At 65.1% G+C, this 17024-nt stretch carries 18 protein-coding genes; 12 read left to right on the top strand and 6 right to left on the bottom strand.

Going from position 1 to position 17024, the window contains the following annotated elements; genetic code table 11:
- Positions 1–72 precede the first annotated feature (72 nt).
- The 3 genes from rnhB (at position 73) to CV102_RS27355 (ending at position 2013) form a co-directional block, all read left to right on the top strand.
- Complete coding sequence (rnhB, locus tag CV102_RS00970) at positions 73–723, top strand: ribonuclease HII (protein WP_148855910.1); 651 nt, start codon at positions 73–75, stop codon at positions 721–723.
- Between the two features lie 75 nt (positions 724–798).
- Positions 799–1809: a sodium:calcium antiporter gene (locus CV102_RS00975; protein WP_148855912.1), complete on the top strand. Its 1011-nt coding sequence runs from the start codon at positions 799–801 to the stop codon at positions 1807–1809.
- 96 nt (positions 1810–1905) lie between these two features.
- Entirely contained in the window at positions 1906–2013 is a 108-nt protein-coding gene (locus tag CV102_RS27355) for a DUF7563 family protein (RefSeq protein WP_449289623.1), read from the top strand.
- A 32-nt stretch (positions 2014–2045) separates the two neighbouring features.
- Here the strand turns inward: CV102_RS27355 and CV102_RS00980 are convergent, their stop codons facing one another.
- Together CV102_RS00980 and secF are read right to left on the bottom strand one after the other, a co-directional pair.
- On the bottom strand, positions 2046–3668 hold the full coding sequence (locus CV102_RS00980; protein ID WP_148856528.1) for a preprotein translocase subunit SecD: 1623 nt from the start codon (positions 3666–3668) through the stop codon (positions 2046–2048).
- Positions 3665–4549 carry a protein translocase subunit SecF gene (gene secF / locus CV102_RS00985; protein WP_148855914.1) on the bottom strand — a complete coding sequence of 295 codons (885 nt, stop codon included), beginning with the start codon at positions 4547–4549 and terminating at the stop codon, positions 3665–3667. Before secF ends, CV102_RS00980 begins: the two co-directional genes overlap by 4 nt.
- 118 nt (positions 4550–4667) lie before the next feature.
- On the opposite strand from secF, the gene CV102_RS00990 reads away from it, so the two are divergent.
- Complete coding sequence (locus CV102_RS00990) at positions 4668–5042, top strand: hypothetical protein (RefSeq protein ID WP_148855916.1); 375 nt, start codon at positions 4668–4670, stop codon at positions 5040–5042.
- 12 nt (positions 5043–5054) lie between these two features.
- Here the strand turns inward: CV102_RS00990 and CV102_RS00995 are convergent, their stop codons facing one another.
- On the bottom strand, positions 5055–5525 hold the full coding sequence (locus tag CV102_RS00995; RefSeq protein WP_148855918.1) for a DUF5812 family protein: 471 nt from the start codon (positions 5523–5525) through the stop codon (positions 5055–5057).
- Positions 5526–5692: 167 nt separating this feature from the next.
- Here CV102_RS00995 and CV102_RS01000 point away from each other — a divergent pair, with 167 nt between their 5' ends.
- The 3 genes from CV102_RS01000 (at position 5693) to CV102_RS01010 (ending at position 9166) form a co-directional block, all read left to right on the top strand.
- On the top strand, positions 5693–6094 hold the full coding sequence (locus tag CV102_RS01000; protein ID WP_148855920.1) for a RidA family protein: 402 nt from the start codon (positions 5693–5695) through the stop codon (positions 6092–6094).
- A 573-nt stretch (positions 6095–6667) separates the two neighbouring features.
- Positions 6668–7963, top strand: a complete 1296-nt coding sequence (locus CV102_RS01005) for a glucose-6-phosphate isomerase (protein WP_148855922.1) — start codon at positions 6668–6670, stop codon at positions 7961–7963.
- 87 nt (positions 7964–8050) lie between these two features.
- Entirely contained in the window at positions 8051–9166 is a 1116-nt protein-coding gene (locus CV102_RS01010) for a CPBP family intramembrane glutamic endopeptidase (protein WP_148855924.1), read from the top strand.
- Here CV102_RS01010 and CV102_RS01015 read toward each other — a convergent pair whose 3' ends face one another.
- Both CV102_RS01015 and CV102_RS01020 read right to left on the bottom strand, forming a co-directional pair.
- Positions 9167–9625: an NOB1 family endonuclease gene (locus tag CV102_RS01015; RefSeq protein ID WP_148855926.1), complete on the bottom strand. Its 459-nt coding sequence runs from the start codon at positions 9623–9625 to the stop codon at positions 9167–9169.
- Between the two features lie 4 nt (positions 9626–9629).
- On the bottom strand, positions 9630–9875 hold the full coding sequence (locus CV102_RS01020; RefSeq protein ID WP_148855928.1) for a PRC-barrel domain-containing protein: 246 nt from the start codon (positions 9873–9875) through the stop codon (positions 9630–9632).
- 291 nt (positions 9876–10166) lie between these two features.
- Between CV102_RS01020 and infB the strand changes: the two genes are divergently transcribed.
- Entirely contained in the window at positions 10167–11966 is a 1800-nt protein-coding gene (gene infB, locus CV102_RS01025; protein ID WP_148855930.1) for a translation initiation factor IF-2, read from the top strand.
- A gap of 6 nt (positions 11967–11972) precedes the next feature.
- Here infB and CV102_RS01030 read toward each other — a convergent pair whose 3' ends face one another.
- Positions 11973–13127 (bottom strand): hypothetical protein, encoded by a 1155-nt coding sequence (locus tag CV102_RS01030; RefSeq protein WP_233710606.1) that lies wholly within the window; start codon positions 13125–13127, stop codon positions 11973–11975.
- A 98-nt stretch (positions 13128–13225) separates the two neighbouring features.
- On the opposite strand from CV102_RS01030, the gene CV102_RS01035 reads away from it, so the two are divergent.
- The 4 genes from CV102_RS01035 to CV102_RS01050 all read left to right on the top strand — a co-directional run bounded on the left by CV102_RS01035 (position 13226) and on the right by CV102_RS01050 (position 16621).
- Positions 13226–13576: a hypothetical protein gene (locus CV102_RS01035; RefSeq protein ID WP_148855932.1), complete on the top strand. Its 351-nt coding sequence runs from the start codon at positions 13226–13228 to the stop codon at positions 13574–13576.
- Between the two features lie 134 nt (positions 13577–13710).
- Positions 13711–15381 (top strand): glutamine hydrolyzing CTP synthase, encoded by a 1671-nt coding sequence (gene pyrG, locus CV102_RS01040; RefSeq protein ID WP_148855934.1) that lies wholly within the window; start codon positions 13711–13713, stop codon positions 15379–15381.
- On the top strand, positions 15381–16298 hold the full coding sequence (gene guaA, locus CV102_RS01045; RefSeq protein ID WP_148855936.1) for a glutamine-hydrolyzing GMP synthase: 918 nt from the start codon (positions 15381–15383) through the stop codon (positions 16296–16298). Before pyrG ends, guaA begins: the two co-directional genes overlap by 1 nt.
- Positions 16295–16621, top strand: a complete 327-nt coding sequence (locus CV102_RS01050) for a DUF7126 family protein (protein WP_148855938.1) — start codon at positions 16295–16297, stop codon at positions 16619–16621. Before guaA ends, CV102_RS01050 begins: the two co-directional genes overlap by 4 nt.
- Positions 16622–17024: the final 403 nt, after the last annotated feature.

Below are 17024 nucleotides of genomic sequence, written 5' to 3' on the forward strand. Positions count from 1 at the left end.
ACATCGATGAGTAAAGGCGTTTGGTGGGAACGAGTCAGAACGACTTTTGTCCTGCCTGCCAACCTTCGAGCCATGCCATTCGGTGTCGACGAGGCGGGGAAGGGGCCGGCGCTCGGCTCGATGTTCGCCGCGGCCGTCCACTGCGAGGAACCCGACGTGCTCCCGGAGGGGATCGCGGACTCGAAGCGACTCGCACCCGAGCGCCGCGAGGAACTGGCGGCGACGCTGCGCGAGGACGACCGAATCGCGGTCGGCAGTAGCGAGATTCCGCCCGCACTCATCGACGATCCCGAGACGGACATGAACTCGCTCGCGGTCAGGGCCCACGCGGAGGCGATCGAGGCGACCCTCGACGCACCCGCGGCACCCGTCTCCGGACTCTGTGACGCCTGCGACACCGACGCCGACCGCTTCGCCCGCCGGGTGACCGACGCCTGCGGACTCGAGGTCGACCTCGTGGCCGAGCACGGCGCCGACGACGACGATCCGATCGTCGGCGCGGCGAGCATCGTCGCCAAGGTCGCACGCGACGCCCACATGGCCGCGCTAGCCGACGAGTACGGCTCCGTCGGCAGCGGCTATCCGAGCGATCCGACGACACGGGAGTTCCTCGAGAGCTACGTCGCCGAGACGGGCGAACTGCCGCCTTTCGCCCGCGAGTCGTGGTCGACCTGTACGAACGTGCTCGCCGAGTCCCAGCAGACGGGACTCGAGCAGTTCTGACTCTCCCTCTCTCGTCCGTCTTCGATTCAGGTTGCCGTTTTATGCGGGATCCCGGTCGTGTATACACGAGTAACCGTGCTCGATATCGCCTGGTTTCTCGCGCTCGCGACCGTCGGGACGGCCGTCGTCTGGAAGGGAAGCACCTGGCTCGAGTCGGCCGCGGACCGGCTCGCGGTCGGCTACGGTGTTCCGCCGGTCGTTCAGGGCGCCGTCATCGCCGCCATCGGCTCGAGCATGCCCGAACTGGTGAGCGTGCTCCTCGCGACGCTCGTCCACGGCGAGTTCGAACTCGGCGTTGGTGCCATCGTCGGCTCGGCCGTGTTCAACCTCCTCGTGATTCCGGGGCTCGCGGTGTTAGTCGGAACCGGCGGCGTCTCGACGAGCCGGGAGCTGGTGTACAAGGAGGCGCTGTTCTACATGCTCGCGCTCGCGGTGCTCCTGCTCACCTTCTCGCTGGCGGTGATCTACAACCCGCTCGAGGGCGGGGGACTGCAGGGTGAGGTCACCCGGCCGCTCGCGCTGTTCCCGCTCGCCCTGTACGGCCTCTACGTCTTCACGCAGTACCTCGACGCGACCGAAGACGAGACCGAGGCCGACCCGTCCGTCGATCGCCTCCGGACCTGGCTCTGGTTCGGGATCGGCCTGGTCGTCATCGTCGTCGGCGTCGAGGGACTCGTCCGGGCCGCCATCGGTCTCGGCGACACCTTCGGCACGCCGGCGTTCCTCTGGGGGATGATCGTCGTCGCCGCCGGCTCGAGCGTTCCGGACGCGTTCGTCAGCATCGCCGCCGCCCGGTCGGACCGGCCGTCGGTCAGCCTCGCGAACGTGCTGGGGAGCAACGTCTTCGACCTGCTCGTCGCCGTCCCGGTCGGCGTCCTCGTCGCGGGAACGCTGTCGATCACGTTCGCTCACATCGTGCCGATGATGGGGTTCCTCGTCCTCGCGACGACCGTCTTCTTCGCCATCGCGCGAACGGACATGCTGTTATCTCGACGCGAGGCCTGGTTCCTGCTGTTCGCGTACGCCGTGTTCGTCGGCTGGCTGATACTCGAGAGCGTCGGAATCTCGAACGTCGTTCCGACGTAGCGACCGACGGCGCGGACTCGAATCGTCGAGGCTGCAGTGGCAGGGAGGGGGCTCTTACTCGTCGGAGCGATGCGATGCACGAGGAGAGCGAGAGTAATGCCAGTTTGTACGCGATGTGAGAACCCCGTTTCGCTCGACTTCGTCCGCGCTCACGGCGACGGTGCCGAGACCGTCGACTGGTGTCCGCGGTGTCGAGACGAGTGAGAAGCTGAATCGAATCGAGTAACCGAACGCCGCTACTTGTCCGTCAGCAGCCGCTGCAGGATGTCACCGTAGGCCGGACGGGTGATGAGCACCCCGATGAGCACGCCGAGGATCGTGATGATAGCGAACCCGCGGAGGTCGCCGAGGCTCAACACGGCCAGCGGCGAGAGCGCGATGATCGTCGTCGCTGCCGCGGCGCCGATGACCCAGAACGCCTTGCGGAACCGTGACTCGAACACCCGCTGGGAGTTGACGTCACCCTCGTCCATCACCTCGTCGGCGATGATGATGAGGTCGTCCACCCCCGTACCGACGACGGCGATGAAGCCGGCGACGTGGGAGAGATCCAGCGGCATGCGTATCAGCGCGGCGAAGCCGAGCAGGATGACGACCTCGGCCAGCGCCGTGAGCACCATCGGCGCGGCGACGCGCGGATCGCTGTAGCGCAGGTAGACCATCCCGCTGACGGTCAGCACCGAGAGCACGCCGATGATCAGCGAGTAGAACTTGAACTGGTCGGCGAGCGCCGGCTCGAGCGAGTACGTCTGTTCGCTACTGAAATCGAGCGGCGCGGTCAGCGCACCGGACTGCAGGTTGACCGAGAGCTGGTGGGCGTCCTGCTGGGTCGGAACGATCATCTGGAACGTCGGGTCGTTCTCCCAGGTTCCGTCGGCCATGCTCTGGCCGAGATCCGGACTCATGCTGTGGGCGTCGACCACTTCGTCGTCGACCACGGTGAGCAGACACCACTGCGGGTTGTCGGGATCGAAGTCGAACTCGCCGGTTTCGCGGTCGTGGATGGTACACTGTCCCATCCCGTCGCTGGTGAAGCCGTACTCGTTCATCGCCGCCTGATACTCCGAGGCGGGGCTGTTGCCGTCCTCGTCCTCGGTGTTGTCGACCGTGACCGGGACGTAGTTCTGGTCGCGCCGGTCGTCGTACGACGCCGAGCCGACGTTGTCGAACTCCTCGCCCTCGAGAACGGTCTCGTTGGTCTGGGTGCCGTTCTCGTCGGGGTGGTAGGCGACGATCTGGACGTCACCGCGCTCGGTCAGCAGGTCACGGAGCTCCCCGGGGCTCATCCCGGGGACCTCGGTGACGATGTAGTAGCCGTCACCGACGGTGGCCTCCTGGTAGGCGTTCCCGCCGGAGAGACCCGCCTCGTTGATCCGCAAGTCGATCGTGTTGATCATCTCGTCGCGGGTCTGCTGGGTGACGCCGTCATTGACGTCGTCTTCGTCGACGTCGACGCCGGCTTCCTGCAGCGCGGCGGCGAACTCGCCGGGAGTGACGTCCCCGTCGAACACCTCCGCGGTGAACCGGTTGTCGTCCTCGTGGTAGCGGACGATCCCGTCCGAGGAGTCGATACCGAGTTCCTCGTACAGCGTCGTCTCGACCTCCCGTTCCTCTCCGGGTTCGATGTCGATGTCGGCGGTCATCCCGGTCGGTGGCGCACTAATTCGCGTGCCGCCGTCGAGACCGAGACCGTACTCGAGGTTGGTCGGGTTGTCTTCGACGGTTTCGTTCTCATCCTCGACGAGCGTGTCGTCGTCCATGACGCCGCCGGGGGCGAACAGCGCGACGAGCGCGGCGGTCACGAAGAGCGTCAACAGGAGGATCCGCCAGTACTCCTTGACGAAGGCGATCGGATTCATGATCGCACCCCGTGGAACTTGTACCATCGAAGCAGGCTCAGGTTCAGCATGTACGTGTTCATCAGGTCGGCTGCGAGACCGACGAAGAGGATGATCCCGATCGACGCCAGCAGTTCGACGCCGAAGATCCACGCGGCGGTCCCCATCACGAGCATCGCCATCATCGACGTGACGGTCATCGTGACCCCGGTCTGCATCGCGCGGTTGGTACTCTCGTAGAAGTCACCGCTCCGGCGCAGGATGTGATTGTTCAACAGGATGTCCGAGTCGACCGAGTATCCGATCAGCATCAGGAGCGCAGCGACCGTCCCGAGCGAGAGCGGAATGCCGGCGAGAGACATGAACGCGAGCGGAATCACCATGTCCGAGAACGCCGAGGCGACGATCGCGATCGACGGCACGAACGTTCGAAAGAGCAGGAACGCGAGCACGCTCATGCCGAGGAACGCGACGGCGATCCCCAGCAGTGCGGTCTGTTGGGTCTGCTGGCCGAAACTCGCCGACGTCGAAGAGACCTGCTGGATGACCGACGCGTCACCGTCCGGCTCCAGGTTGGCCTCGGCCTGTTCGCTCAGCGCCTCCTGTTCGGTCGAGGTGAACTGGACGATGTACTGGTTCTCCGCGTCAGGCGAGGCGACGGCCTGGACCGACTCCGGGTCCTCGTCGAACGCCTCCGGAATGTCTTCTTCCGGCGTCGTCGTCTGTACCGTAAGTTCTGTCCCGCCGGCGAAATCCATGCCGAGTTGCACCGGTGTGCCGAACAGCAGAAACGAACCGGCGAGGACGAGCAGTGCGACCCCAAGAACCGCAAGCGGCACCGCCGCGAGCTGGCGGTCGGTGTACCGGGTGTAGTCGATCTCCGGTACGTCGAAATACCCCATATACCGGACCACTCGTAGTCAGCGGGTGTAAGCCTTCCCAATTTCTGCAGCGTTTTTCAGTGAGAATAATTTCGGATCACGCAACGACCTGAAGCCCCTCGAGTCCGTACGCGGGAGTATGGCGCCAGAATCAACGCGATCGTCCGCGGAACTCGAGGAGTCCGCCAACGCGACGCTCTCCGAACCGGCCGAGCGGGTCGTCGTCTCCTACCCGTCCGATCTCTCGGACTGGGGACGGTTCCAGGTCGAGAAGCCCTCCTTTCGGGCGTTCCTTCGAAAGACACGCGACGCCGCCGAGGAGGGCGATATCTGGGAAGAGTTCGTCGGCGTCGGCTGCTGTGGAAACACCCTCGACGTCCCGCTCCGAGTCGAAGCCGTCGAGGGCGGCGAGCGGGTCGGCGACGACACCGAAATCGACTACGAGGTCCGCGAGGCGTGTGGCATTCAGGGGAGCTGGCGCGTTCAGAGCAAGGGCGGGCCGAGTCAGGGCTGACCCCGAACCCCGTCAGTCTGGCAGGTACCGGACGCTCAACACGCCGTCGGCGGCAGAGCGACGCACCTCGACGCGGACCGCCTCGAGTCTGGCCGCTCGTGCGATCGTCTCCTCGTCCTCGAGGACGTCCCGCGCGGCGGCTTCGACGTCCGACTCGAGGTTGAAGACGTGAATCTCGCCGGTCCCCGCTCGCTCCTCCTGAATCAGGTCGCCGACATCGGCGTCGGCCGCGAGGTCCTTCTCGTGTCGAGTCGGTTCGAGGTCGCTGTCGACCAGGTCGATCGTCCGCCGGTCGGCGACGTCGACGACCTCCCAGGCGACCTCGAGGGGCGGTTCGGGTGCGACGGTCGCCTCGAGGACGTCGTGGACCTCGAGGCCGGGGTTCGACGAGAGGGTGTGGACCTGTGCGGTTTCGACGTCGCGGACGACGGCCGACTCGTCCTCGGCGTGCGTGACGACGAACGTGCCCGTCTGTTCGGTCATAGCGGCTCGTAGGCGCGTGGTGGGTTTCGGGGTTTCGGATCGTTGCGAGCCGCACATCGGGTGTGGTGTCGTCGCTCGAGGTCGAACCGGATCGAGCCGATTGCGTTCCGAACAACCACGCCCCGGTTCGACCGAACGCTTATGCGTATCTCTCGAGGCGGTTGCCTATGGAACGGACGCGCATCTCGTCGGGGACCGAGTGGGAGTCGCGGGTCGGCTACTCGCGAGCGGTTCGTACCGGCCCCCACGTCCACGTGTCGGGAACGACGGCGACGGACGACGACGGTGAGATCGTCCACGAAGGTGATGCGTACAACCAGACGCTCCGGGCGATAACCAACGTCCGGACCGCACTGGAGCGGGCGGACGCCTCGCTCGAGGACGTCGTTCGGACGCGACTCTTCGTGACCGACATCGAGCGGTGGGAGGCCGTCGGCGATGCACACGCGGAGGCGTTCGAGGAAATCCGGCCGGCGACGAGTATGGTCGAAGTGAACCAGCTCGTCGATCCGGAACTGCTCGTCGAGATTGAAGCGACCGCGATCGTCACCGACGACATCGAACCGTGACGATCGCAGCGATTGGCAATACGGGTTCGGTATTCGGTCTGGGTTTTGGGCTCGAGTCGGTTGATCCGTTACACAGAGATGCGAATGGAACATCCGGCGTCGAATCCGCAGCCCTACCCAACCACCGCCGGATAGGACTGGAGGGGCCACGGCTTTCGCCATGATAACTACAGAAGCAGACTCTGCTCGCACGAACACAGGGGATCGCCACACCCTCCCCAGCCGACTCACTCGCTGACGGGCTCACGGCCGCTGGCCGTTCGCCTGTCCGCGGCGCTCCGCGCCGCGCTCCGCTCGTTCGTCCCTCGCACACTGTTGTTGACCGTCCTCACTGGCGTTCGGCCGGCCGACAGCGCGCGCCACCGCAGGAGCGTTCGCTGAACCGGAGTGAGACGCAGTTCCTCTGTGCGGAACAGCGGGACGAGTCGAGCGAAAGCCCGTCTCCCGCCGACAGGATGCGACGAGAGTGAGTGGAGATCGACTTTACCGTCCTCGGGGTCGGCCACGATGAACAGCCACTACTTTTCACCGCGTGACGGAACGTCTTTACCGCAGGCGGGTGCCCTCTCGAGCATGGACGTCGACATCGGTAACGCGTTGGCGTCGGTCGCCTCCCCGGGCGTTTCTCGAGACTCCCTCGAGCGCCTGGACGAGCAGGTCGCCGACGCACACGAGCGTATCGAAACCGGAATGGCCGAGGGCGAGCACGGCTACGCCGCGTTGAACCTGCCCGAGCGAACCGACCCGGACGAAATCCGCGCGGCGGTCGAGCCGGTCGCCGACGCCGAGGCGCTGATCACCGTCGGTATCGGCGGCAGCGCGCTGGGTGCGGCGACGATCACGGACGCACTGGATTCGGACACCGAGACGGTCTACCTGGACAACGTCGATCCCGCGTGGGTCTCGAACCGTCTCGAGGGACTGCCGCTCGAGAATACCGCGATCAACGTCGTCTCGCGCTCGGGGACGACCGCGGAGACGCTGGCGAACTTCCTCGTGGTCCGGGAGGCCTTCGAAGACGCCGGCGTCGACTGGACCGAGCGGACGATCGTCACGACGGGCGACTCCGGCCCTCTACGGGATCTCTCCGACCGCCACGATCTGCCGTCGCTGAAGGTTCCCGACGGCGTTCCGGGCCGTTTCTCGGCGCTCTCGGCGGTCGGCATGGTTGCCGCCGCAGTCTGTGGCCACGACCTCGAGGCGCTGCTCGAAGGGGCGGCCGCCGAAGCCGAGACCCTTACCGGCTCGCTGTTCGACTGCCCGGCCTACGCCTACGGGGCGACGGCCTACGCGCTCGACGCCCGCGGTGCCGGGATGAACGCGATGGTCCCCTACGCGGAGTCGCTCGAGACCTACTCCGAGTGGTTCGCACAGCTGTGGGCCGAGAGCCTCGGGAAGGACGACCTCGGACAGACGCCGCTGCGCGCGCTCGGCGTCACGGACCAGCACTCCCAACTCCAACTCTATCGCGCGGGCCCGCGCGACAAGGTCGTCACGTTCGTCACGACGCGAGAGAGTGAGGATCGATCGATCCCGGCCACCGAGGTCGAGGACCTCGCCTACCTCGGCGACGCCAGTCTCGGCGAACTCCTCGAGGCGGAGTTCGAGGCGACGGAAGCCAGCCTCGCCGCGGCCGGTCGACCGAACGTGCGAGTCGAACTCGAGCGCGTCGACGAGTACGAACTCGGCGGCCTGCTGTACGGGATGGAGGCTGCCTGCGTGCTCGCGGGCGAACTCTACGGCGTCAATACCTTCGAGCAGCCGGCCGTCGAGTGGGCCAAGAACGCGACCCGCGGCCTGCTCGGCGGTGGCGAGTTCGAGGAGGCCGAGGCCGTCGCCGAAAAGACGGAACTCCGCATCGAGCAGTAACTCGTTTCGGGTTTCGGCGGTCGGTTCCGGCCGATCGTCACTGGCGAATTGCGGAGGCCATATGAGCATTCGCTCGAACACTCCGGTATGAGCGAGACAGTTCGGTCCGGCGCCGAGGACCCCGTCGACGATTCGCTCGTCCCGTCGCTCGGCGTCGTTCCCGCGTCCGTTGCCCTGGCCGCCGCGTTCGTTCCCATTCGAGGCGGCGTCGACGATCCGTTCGTCTGGCTGGCGGCCGCCTTCACGGTCGTCACCGTCGTCGCCTTTCTCGCCCGCCGTCACGGGGCACTCGAGCCGGAACTCGGCGGCCTGGCCGCTGCAGGCTCGAGTCTGCTGGTCGTGCTCTGTGCCGGCTACGCCCTCAACCAGGGGATATCCGGCCCGGTCACCGTCCCCGGACTCGAGTGGACGGTCTCGATGCTCTTTCTCGCGTTCGTGGCAGCGGGCGGCTCGATCGGTATCGCCGCCGCCGATTACGCCGGCGTCTCGCCTCGCGGACTGATACGTCGCGTGCTGCGCTTCTCGACGATGATGGGGCTCGGGTTCGCCGGCCTGCTCTCGATGGCGTTCGTCAGTATCTTCCTCTTCACGCTCGTCACCACGTTCAGCGGCGGCGTCTCGGAACTCGACGGACAACTCGTCCAGTACGCATCGACCGCGATCGGACTCGGCTCGATCGCAGCCGTCTACCTCCTGTGGCGCGGCCACGATCTGTCGTATCTCGACCTCGAGCGCCCGAGCGTTCGGTCGATCCTCTGGACGGTCGGCGGACTGGTGATGATCTTCGGCGCGCTCGTCGCGATTTCCTTGCTCATGACCGCCGTCGGCGTCGACACCGCCGAACACGGCACGGCACAGCAGGCAGAACAGAACCCCGAACTGCTGGTCGTCATCATTCCCGCGATGATCCTGATCGTCGGTCCGTTCGAGGAGTTGTTGTACCGCAACGTCATCCAGAAGTCGCTCTACGACACCTTCTCGCGGTACGGCGCCGTCGTCGTCACGAGCGTCATCTTCGCGGCGGTCCACGTCGCAGCGTACGCGACGGCCGGCGCTGGCGAAGTGCTCGCAAGTCTGATGGTGCTGTTCGGGCTCTCGCTGGTGCTCGGATTCGTCTACGAACGGACGGACAACCTGGTCGTTCCGGCCGTCGTCCACGGCTGTTTCAACGCGGCGCAGATGGCGATGATCTACCTCGCCTGATTACGTCGGATTCTTTCGGGCCAGCCCCGAACCACAGATCGGACACCGGTCCTTCTCTTCGTCGAACTCTCGCCCGCAGCCCTGACACTGGAACAGCCAGTGGCGCTGCTCGTCGATGCCGTCTCGAGCGATCACTTCGACGCCGACGTGGAGCTTTTCGGCGACGTTTTGCATCGCGTAGTCGTCGGTGACGAGGGTGGCATCGAGTTCGAAACTCGCAGCGATCAGTCGGATGTCGGTGTCCGAGAGGACCTCGAGATCACCGGATTCCTTTGCTGCGCGGCGGACCTTCTCGGTGGTGTCCTCGTTCGGGATGTGAACGTGCATCCCCGATCCCTCCATCGCGTCGTAGCGATAGGCGCTCTCGTCCTCGAGTTCTTCGCGGACGAGTGGGATCGTTGCAGTCTGTTCTGCCGTGTGGAAGTCGTGGATAAAAGCCGAGGAGTCGAGAACGTACATACCGTTAGCGCTGGACGACGATGTAGTCTTTCACCGCACGAACGCGGTTGACAGGAACGAGGAATCGGCCGACATCGTCGGTTTCGAAATCGACCGCCCGGTCTGGTAGCTCTTCGTCGGGTTCGATGATGAGGTCGTGGAGCGCCCCCGAGTTGATATCCATCGTGATGTTGTAAAGCATCCCCAGTTCCGTCCCGTCGGAACCCATGACGGACTTCCCCGAGAGATTTTCAGCGAGTATCTCGCTCATGCTACCCCGTACTTACTAGTTACTATTAAAGTCCACGGGGGAACCCACCGTTTTCACTGGTCGACCGACTCTCGCTCCGACGAACACAACCGACCACGACAACGCTGCAGTGGGTGGCCCACACGCCGTTCCTCTTCGCGTCGGTCCCCTCTGTTCCGGAATCTCGACGAGTCGTCGTGATCGAAACACGCGGCGCGAACGGGTCGGAGTGGACGACCCAGTGCGACCGTGACGATGGGTTTAACTACGGTCCTACGGACAATTTAGCAAAGACCTTCTCGGGTGGTCACCATGTCTGATTCAGATACGCGCGACCCTACATCTCTCCGAACGCCGATCGTTGCCGTCCTCGGACACGTCGATCACGGCAAGACCAGTCTCCTCGACAAGATCCGCGGCTCCGCGGTGATCGAGGGCGAAGCAGGGGCGATTACCCAGCACATCGGGGCGACCGCCGTCCCGCTGGACGTCATCTCCTCGATCGCTGGCGAACTCGTCGATCCCGACGACTTCGACCTCCCCGGCCTGCTGTTCATCGACACGCCGGGCCACCACTCCTTTACGACGCTTCGCTCCCGCGGCGGAGCGCTCGCGGACATCGCCATCCTCGTCGTCGACGTCAACGACGGCTTCCAGCCCCAGACGCTCGAGGCGCTCGACATCCTCCAGCGCTCGCAGACGCCGTTTATCGTCGCGGCGAACAAGATCGACACCGTCCCCGGCTGGAACGCCAACGAGGACTCGCCGATCAACGCGACGTACGAGGCCCAGTCCGACCGCGTCCGCTCGCGGTTAGACGAGAGCCTCTACGAGATCATCGGCAACCTCTCGGACGAGGAGTTCTCCGCGGACCTCTACTGGCGGGTCCAGAACTTCCAGCGCAACGTCGGCGTCGTCCCCGTCTCGGCGATGACCGGCGAGGGTGTTCCCGACCTGCTCGCGGTGATGATGGGGCTCTCCCAGCGCTACATGAAAGAGGAGATGGAGATCGACGTCACCGGCCCCGGCGTCGGCACCGTCCTCGAGGTCAAAGACGAGAAAGGCTTCGGGAAGACGATCGACATCGTCCTCTACGACGGGACGATCCGGGCCGACGATACGATCGTCGTCGGCGGAACGAACGAGACCATCGTCACCGACGTTCGCGCCCTCCTGCAGCCGCGGCCGCTCGCGGAGATCCGCACCGAGAGCCGGTTCGAGAAGGTCGACGAGGTGCCCGCGGCAGCCGGGATCAAGGTCGCCGCACCCGATCTCGGAGAGGCGATCGCCGGCGCCCCCGTTCGGATCGTCCGCGACCGCGAACTCGAGGACGTCATCGAGGAAGTCGAGGCCGAACTCGCGAGCATCGCCGTCGATACCGAGGAGGAAGGCGTCGTCGTCAAGGCCGACACGCTCGGCAGCCTCGAGGCGATGGCGGACGCCTTAGAGGAGGCCGAAGTTCCCATCGTCCGTGCGGAGGTCGGCGACATCGCCCCGCGCGACGTCTCGGTCGCCTCGACCGCCGACGACACGAAACAGCAGGCGATCCTCGGCTTCAACGTCGACGTCCTCGACGACGCGGAGCAGCGCGCCGAAATCGAGGACGTCCGGGTGTTCTCCGACGAGGTTATCTATCAGCTGATCGACGAGTACGAGGAGTTCGTCGACGAACTCGAACGCGCCCAGCAGGACACGATCCTCGAGAACATCATCCGACCCGCCCGGTTCCGCATCCTCCCCGATCACACCTTCCGCCAGAACGACCCCGCGGTCGTCGGCGTCGAAGTGAACTCGGGAACGATCCAGAACAACACGAACGTCGTCAAGTTCGACGGGAACGAGCCCGAACGCGTCGGTCAGATCAAGGGGATCCAGGAGCAGGGCGAGGACGTCGACGAAGCCCGTGCGGGCAACCGCGTCTCGGTCGCTATCGACGGCCCCACCGTCGGCCGCCAGATCGAGGAGGACGACGAACTCTGGACCGAGATTCCCGAGAAACACGGCAAGATTCTCGAGCAGGAACTCGCCAGCGAGATCCCCGGCGACGAACTCGAGGCGCTGAACATGTACCTCGACAAGCAGCGCAGCCGGGACCCCTTCTGGGGCAAGTAGTCGCCGTCAGTTCTCCGCCATCTGTTCGCGTTCTTCGGCACGCGCTCGCGTCTCCAGGAGCACCTCGAGCACCGCCTCGGGGTCGTCGATCGCCGACCGATCGCAGCGGAGGTTCCGGAACCGGCGCTCGAGGACGAGTTCGTCGTCGGTGAGTTCGACGTCGGTGATCTTCTCCCAGGGGGTGAGCTTCCTCGAGCGGCCCTGGTCGAGGCGGATCCCGCGCTCGTGAGCGTGCAGTTCGCCCAGCGCGTTCTCGGAGTTGGCGGTCGTCTCGATCGAAAACCGCTTGCCGTAGTACTTTTTCCCGTTGGAGTTCGACTCGACGTCGACCAGGATCACGACGGCCATGACGACGCCGAAGGCGATCCAGAACAGGCCGAACGCGTCTCCGACGGCGGCGTTCGCGCCACCGGCGGTGACCACGAAAAACAGGAGGACGATCCAGACGCCACCCTGGGAGAACGCGCTCGCCGGACGGTAGTCCCACGTGACAGCTGGTTCGTCGGCAGTGATGGCCTCGACGTACCGGTTTCGACACAGACTCGAGAGCCCGAGAGCGGTGACGCCGAGGACGAGTGCGAACCCGATCATCAACGCGAGGTATCGTCCGGTGTGCTCGAGGGACGTCACGCTCGGCGCGACAGCCGCTGCGGCGAAGCCGACGGCGGGCAGGGAGCAGGCGAGACGCAGGCGACGACGGCGGCCGATCCGCTCGGGGAGGCCGTGGGCTCGCTTTGCGACGACGTGACCGACGAGCGTCACCGCCGTCACGACCGTCGGGAACGTTCCGAGCAGCGTCGCCGTGGTGACGTCGGCGAGCAGGCCGACGAGCGCGACGAGACCGCCGGCGACGAGCCCGAGGTAGAAGCCGAAGGCGGCCTGAAACCCGATATCCGGCGGCTCGGCGTCGGCGACCGGCCGACGGTGCTCGAGGGACATACGCCACGGTACATCGTCATCCCGCAAAAATACACACGGTTGACGTGTCCGTCCGAAATCACGACTCGACGTCTCGACGACTCGCTCGAGGCGCATCGATGCGCCGCCCTCGATCGCGGCCCGCGGTTCGGGTGCGCCGGTCCGGGTCGTCTCGAGGAGACGGTCGTCGACGGTCCCGATCAGACCGATCGTGCGCCAGGCCGCACCCGGTCGTCCCGTCACTGTGCGACTCCGAACGGCGGCGGTCTCCGCGAGCGCGAGCGAGGGGGCCTTCTATGTCTCCGGCAAGCGTTAACACACTGGTCGTGGTGGCGTGTCGTATGCTCGTCCATCTTCAGCAGTACAAACACGAGGAGGTCCAGTTCGACGACAACCGGACGACCGGCGAATCCCAGACCGAGGATACGGTCGACAAGGAGCCCGAGGAGTATTTCGGCGAGAGCATCGACGACTTCGACCTCGAGACGTGGGAGACCGTCGAGTACGAGGACGACCCGATCCAGCGTCGCGACGTCTCGATCAGCGGGGTCACAGCCGTCTCCGTTCCGCAGGAGCCGACCGACGAGGACGATCCGGATCTCCCGGGGCGGACGATCCAGCTCCGCATGGGCGGGGGAATCGAACACCTCCCGCAGGCCGAGATCGTCGAAGTGCAGGACGAAGAGCCGTAACGAAGGTCCGGCCCCGGACGCTCGAGACGCCGGCTTTCGAGCGACGAGAGACGTGTCACGCGAGAGACTGACATCATCTCTCGAGGCCCGGCCAGTCCCGAAATCGTTTTCAACTGCTCGCGCGCACACTCGGTATGCCGACGGAATCGGACACTCATTATGATCCCTCGCTGGGGAACAAGTTTATCTTCGTTACTGGCGGGGTTATGTCGGGTCTCGGAAAGGGGATTACAGCCGCGAGCACCGGTCGGCTCCTGAAGAACGCCGGGTTCGACGTCACCGCCGTAAAAGTCGACCCCTACCTGAACGTCGACGCGGGGACGATGAACCCCTACCAGCACGGGGAGGTGTACGTCCTGGAGGACGGCGGCGAGGTCGACCTCGACCTGGGGAACTACGAACGGTTCCTCGACATCGACATGACCTCGGACCACAACATCACCACCGGGAAGACCTACCAGCACGTCATCGAGAAGGAGCGCGCGGGCGACTATCTCGGGAAGACGGTCCAGATCATCCCGCATATCACCGACGATATCAAACGGCGGATTCGGGAGGCCGCCGAAGGCACCGACGTCTGTATCATCGAAGTCGGTGGCACCGTCGGCGACATCGAAGGGATGCCCTACCTCGAGGCGCTGCGCCAGTTCGCCCACGAGGAACCCGAGGAGAACGTCCTCTTCACCCACGTCACGCTCGTCCCGTACTCGAAGAACGGCGAACAGAAGACGAAGCCGACCCAGCACAGCGTCAAGGAGGTCCGCTCGATCGGTCTCCAGCCCGACGTGATCGTCGGACGCTGCGAGGATAGACTCGATCCCGAGACGAAAGAGAAGATCGCGCTGTTCTGTGACATTCCCACCGAGGCGGTCTTCTCGAACCCGGACGTCGAGGACGTCTACCACGTTCCGCTGATGGTCGAAGAGGAAGGCCTCGATCAGTACGTCCTGGAACACTTCGGACTCGCCGACCGGGCGCTGCCCGAGGGCGAGCGAGTCCAGGAGTGGCGAGAGATCGTCACGTCCGAGAAGACCGGAACGGTCGACGTCGCACTGGTCGGCAAGTACGATCTCGAGGACGCGTACATGTCGATCCACGAGTCGATGAAACACGCCGGCTTCGAACTCGGCGTCGACGTCGACGTTCACTGGGTGGCCGCCGGCGAGATGGCCGACGGCCACGACGGACAGCTCGAGGGGATGGACGGCGTCATCGTTCCCGGCGGCTTCGGCATGCGCGGCTCGGAGGGCAAGATCGAGGCCGTCCGGTACGCCCGGGAGAACGACGTGCCGTTCCTCGGACTCTGTCTGGGCTTCCAGATGGCCGTCGTCGAGTACGCCCGGAACGTGCTCGGCCTCGAGGGCGCTCACTCCGCGGAGATGGAAACGGAGTCGCCCCACCCGGTCATCGACATCCTGCCCGAACAGTACGAGGTCGAGGATATGGGCGGCACGATGCGCCTCGGCGAGCACACGACCGTGATCGAACCCGAGACGCTCGCCTACGAACTGTACGGCGACACCTCCTGTTCGGAGCGACACCGCCACCGTTACGAGGTCAACCCCGAGTACTTCGAGCAGTTCGACGACGAGTCGCTGGTCTTCTCCGGCACAGCGGGCAACCGGATGGAGATCCTCGAACTCGAGGACCACCCCTACTTCCTCGGGACGCAGTTCCACCCCGAGTACACGTCCCGACCCGGCCAGCCGAGCCCACCGTTCCTCGGCCTGCTCGAGGCCGTGGTCGATCGCGCGGAGACCGACGACGACACGACGACGGAGAACGAAACTGAGGTAACCCACTGATGGTCGAGACACACACGTTCGTACCCGAAGCAGTCGAAGAGATCGAGAACGAAATCGGCGACGCGAATGCCGTCATCGCCCTCTCCGGCGGAGTCGACTCCTCCGTCGCGGCCGCCCTGGCCTACGAGGCGATCGGCGACCAGCTGACACCCGTTTACGTCGACACCGGCCTAATGCGTAAAGGCGAGACTGACCAGATCCGCGAGACGTTCGACTACATGGAGTCGCTGCGGATCGTCGACGCCAAGGATCGGTTCCTCGACGCGCTGTCCGGCGTGACGGACCCCGAAGAGAAGCGCGCGGTCATCGGCGAGCAGTTCATCCGCGAGTTCGAGCGCGAGGCGAAGGAGTCGGACGCTGACTACCTCGTCCAGGGGACGATCTACCCCGACCGCATCGAGAGCGAGGGCGGGATCAAGTCCCATCACAACGTCGGCGGCCTCCCGGACGTCGTCGACTTCGAGGGGATCGTCGAACCCGTCCGCGACCTCTACAAGGACGAGGTTCGCGAGGTCGCACGCCACCTCGGTCTCGACGAAATCGTCGCCGAGCGCATGCCGTTCCCCGGTCCCGGTCTCGCCGTGCGCGTGATCGGCGAGATCACCGAGGAGAAACTCGAGGTCGCCCGCGACGCCTGTCACGTCGTCGAGGAGGAACTCGAGGAGTACGAACCCTGGCAGGCCCTCGCGGCGGTTATCGGCAAGGCGACGGGCGTCAAAGGTGACAACCGCGTTCACGGCTGGGTCGTCTCCGTACGATCCGTCGAATCTCGCGACGGGATGACCGCTCGCGCCCAGGAGATCGACTGGGAGACGCTCCAGCGCATCCAGTCGCGGATCACCGGCCAGAACGAGAACGTTGCGCGCGTCGTCTACGACGTGACGCACAAACCACCCGCGACCATCGAGTACGAATGAGCACGAACGCTATCGTCGCCGGTCCCGACGACGACGAAATCGGCGACGCGCTCGAGGCCGAAGGCGTCGACGTCACCCGCGTCAACGGCGTCGTCTCGCGACCCTCGCTCGAGGAGGCGGGGATCGTCGACACGGATCTCTACGTCCTGACCGACGTCGGCCAGGCGACGACGATCCCGATCGCCTGCGATCTGAACGACGAGATCCGGGCCGTCACGTACACTCGAGACACGGTTCCGGAGTTCGTTCGCGGACAGCTCGACCTCGCGATCGATCCGCGGCTGATGGACGCGACGATCGTCGCCGAAGAACTGATCGACTGATCGAACGCCCGTTCTGCGGGGGTCGCTGCCGTACGAACCCCTTTCTCCGATAATGCCGCTATACGGCCAGTATGAACTTTCTCTGCCCAGAATTCGAGTGGATAAACTCGAGTTAAATCTGACGGAATTCGACGTAAGAGATCTATACCGTCTCCCCTGTTCAAGTAGTTCCCGGCGGTATGGATAGATGGAGGTCGACGGGCAGACCCCACCAAGTGGCACCCATCTGCCAACCCGTGACTTCCAGCAACCCCACCACAGCACCCTTCCCCCCACCATTGCCATACCGTTATCCGCTTGATCGGTGACGCGGGTCCCTGCACCGGCCCGCGTCGCCGCTCGCGATTCTGCACAGGGACACCGGGTCGTGTCCCAGTATGGCTTCACTACTACTCCCAACGAG

It is taken from the genome of Natronococcus pandeyae (genome assembly GCF_008122205.1).
Classification (GTDB): domain Archaea; phylum Halobacteriota; class Halobacteria; order Halobacteriales; family Natrialbaceae; genus Natronococcus; species Natronococcus pandeyae.

What these genes read in the sequence shown, in the direction of transcription:
- rnhB (WP_148855910.1), top strand. Translation starts at nt 73, where the DNA reads ATGCCATTCGGTGTCGACGAGGCGGGGAAGGGGCCGGCGCTCGGCTCG.
- CV102_RS27355 (WP_449289623.1), top strand. Translation starts at nt 1,906, where the DNA reads ATGCCAGTTTGTACGCGATGTGAGAACCCCGTTTCGCTCGACTTCGTC.
- CV102_RS00980 (WP_148856528.1), bottom strand. Translation starts at nt 3,668, where the DNA reads ATGAATCCGATCGCCTTCGTCAAGGAGTACTGGCGGATCCTCCTGTTG.
- secF (WP_148855914.1), bottom strand. Translation starts at nt 4,549, where the DNA reads ATGGGGTATTTCGACGTACCGGAGATCGACTACACCCGGTACACCGAC.
- CV102_RS00990 (WP_148855916.1), top strand. Translation starts at nt 4,668, where the DNA reads ATGGCGCCAGAATCAACGCGATCGTCCGCGGAACTCGAGGAGTCCGCC.
- CV102_RS00995 (WP_148855918.1), bottom strand. Translation starts at nt 5,525, where the DNA reads ATGACCGAACAGACGGGCACGTTCGTCGTCACGCACGCCGAGGACGAG.
- CV102_RS01000 (WP_148855920.1), top strand. Translation starts at nt 5,693, where the DNA reads ATGGAACGGACGCGCATCTCGTCGGGGACCGAGTGGGAGTCGCGGGTC.
- CV102_RS01005 (WP_148855922.1), top strand. Translation starts at nt 6,668, where the DNA reads ATGGACGTCGACATCGGTAACGCGTTGGCGTCGGTCGCCTCCCCGGGC.
- CV102_RS01010 (WP_148855924.1), top strand. Translation starts at nt 8,051, where the DNA reads ATGAGCGAGACAGTTCGGTCCGGCGCCGAGGACCCCGTCGACGATTCG.
- CV102_RS01015 (WP_148855926.1), bottom strand. Translation starts at nt 9,625, where the DNA reads ATGTACGTTCTCGACTCCTCGGCTTTTATCCACGACTTCCACACGGCA.
- CV102_RS01020 (WP_148855928.1), bottom strand. Translation starts at nt 9,875, where the DNA reads ATGAGCGAGATACTCGCTGAAAATCTCTCGGGGAAGTCCGTCATGGGT.
- infB (WP_148855930.1), top strand. Translation starts at nt 10,167, where the DNA reads ATGTCTGATTCAGATACGCGCGACCCTACATCTCTCCGAACGCCGATC.
- CV102_RS01035 (WP_148855932.1), top strand. Translation starts at nt 13,226, where the DNA reads ATGCTCGTCCATCTTCAGCAGTACAAACACGAGGAGGTCCAGTTCGAC.
- pyrG (WP_148855934.1), top strand. Translation starts at nt 13,711, where the DNA reads ATGCCGACGGAATCGGACACTCATTATGATCCCTCGCTGGGGAACAAG.
- guaA (WP_148855936.1), top strand. Translation starts at nt 15,381, where the DNA reads ATGGTCGAGACACACACGTTCGTACCCGAAGCAGTCGAAGAGATCGAG.
- CV102_RS01050 (WP_148855938.1), top strand. Translation starts at nt 16,295, where the DNA reads ATGAGCACGAACGCTATCGTCGCCGGTCCCGACGACGACGAAATCGGC.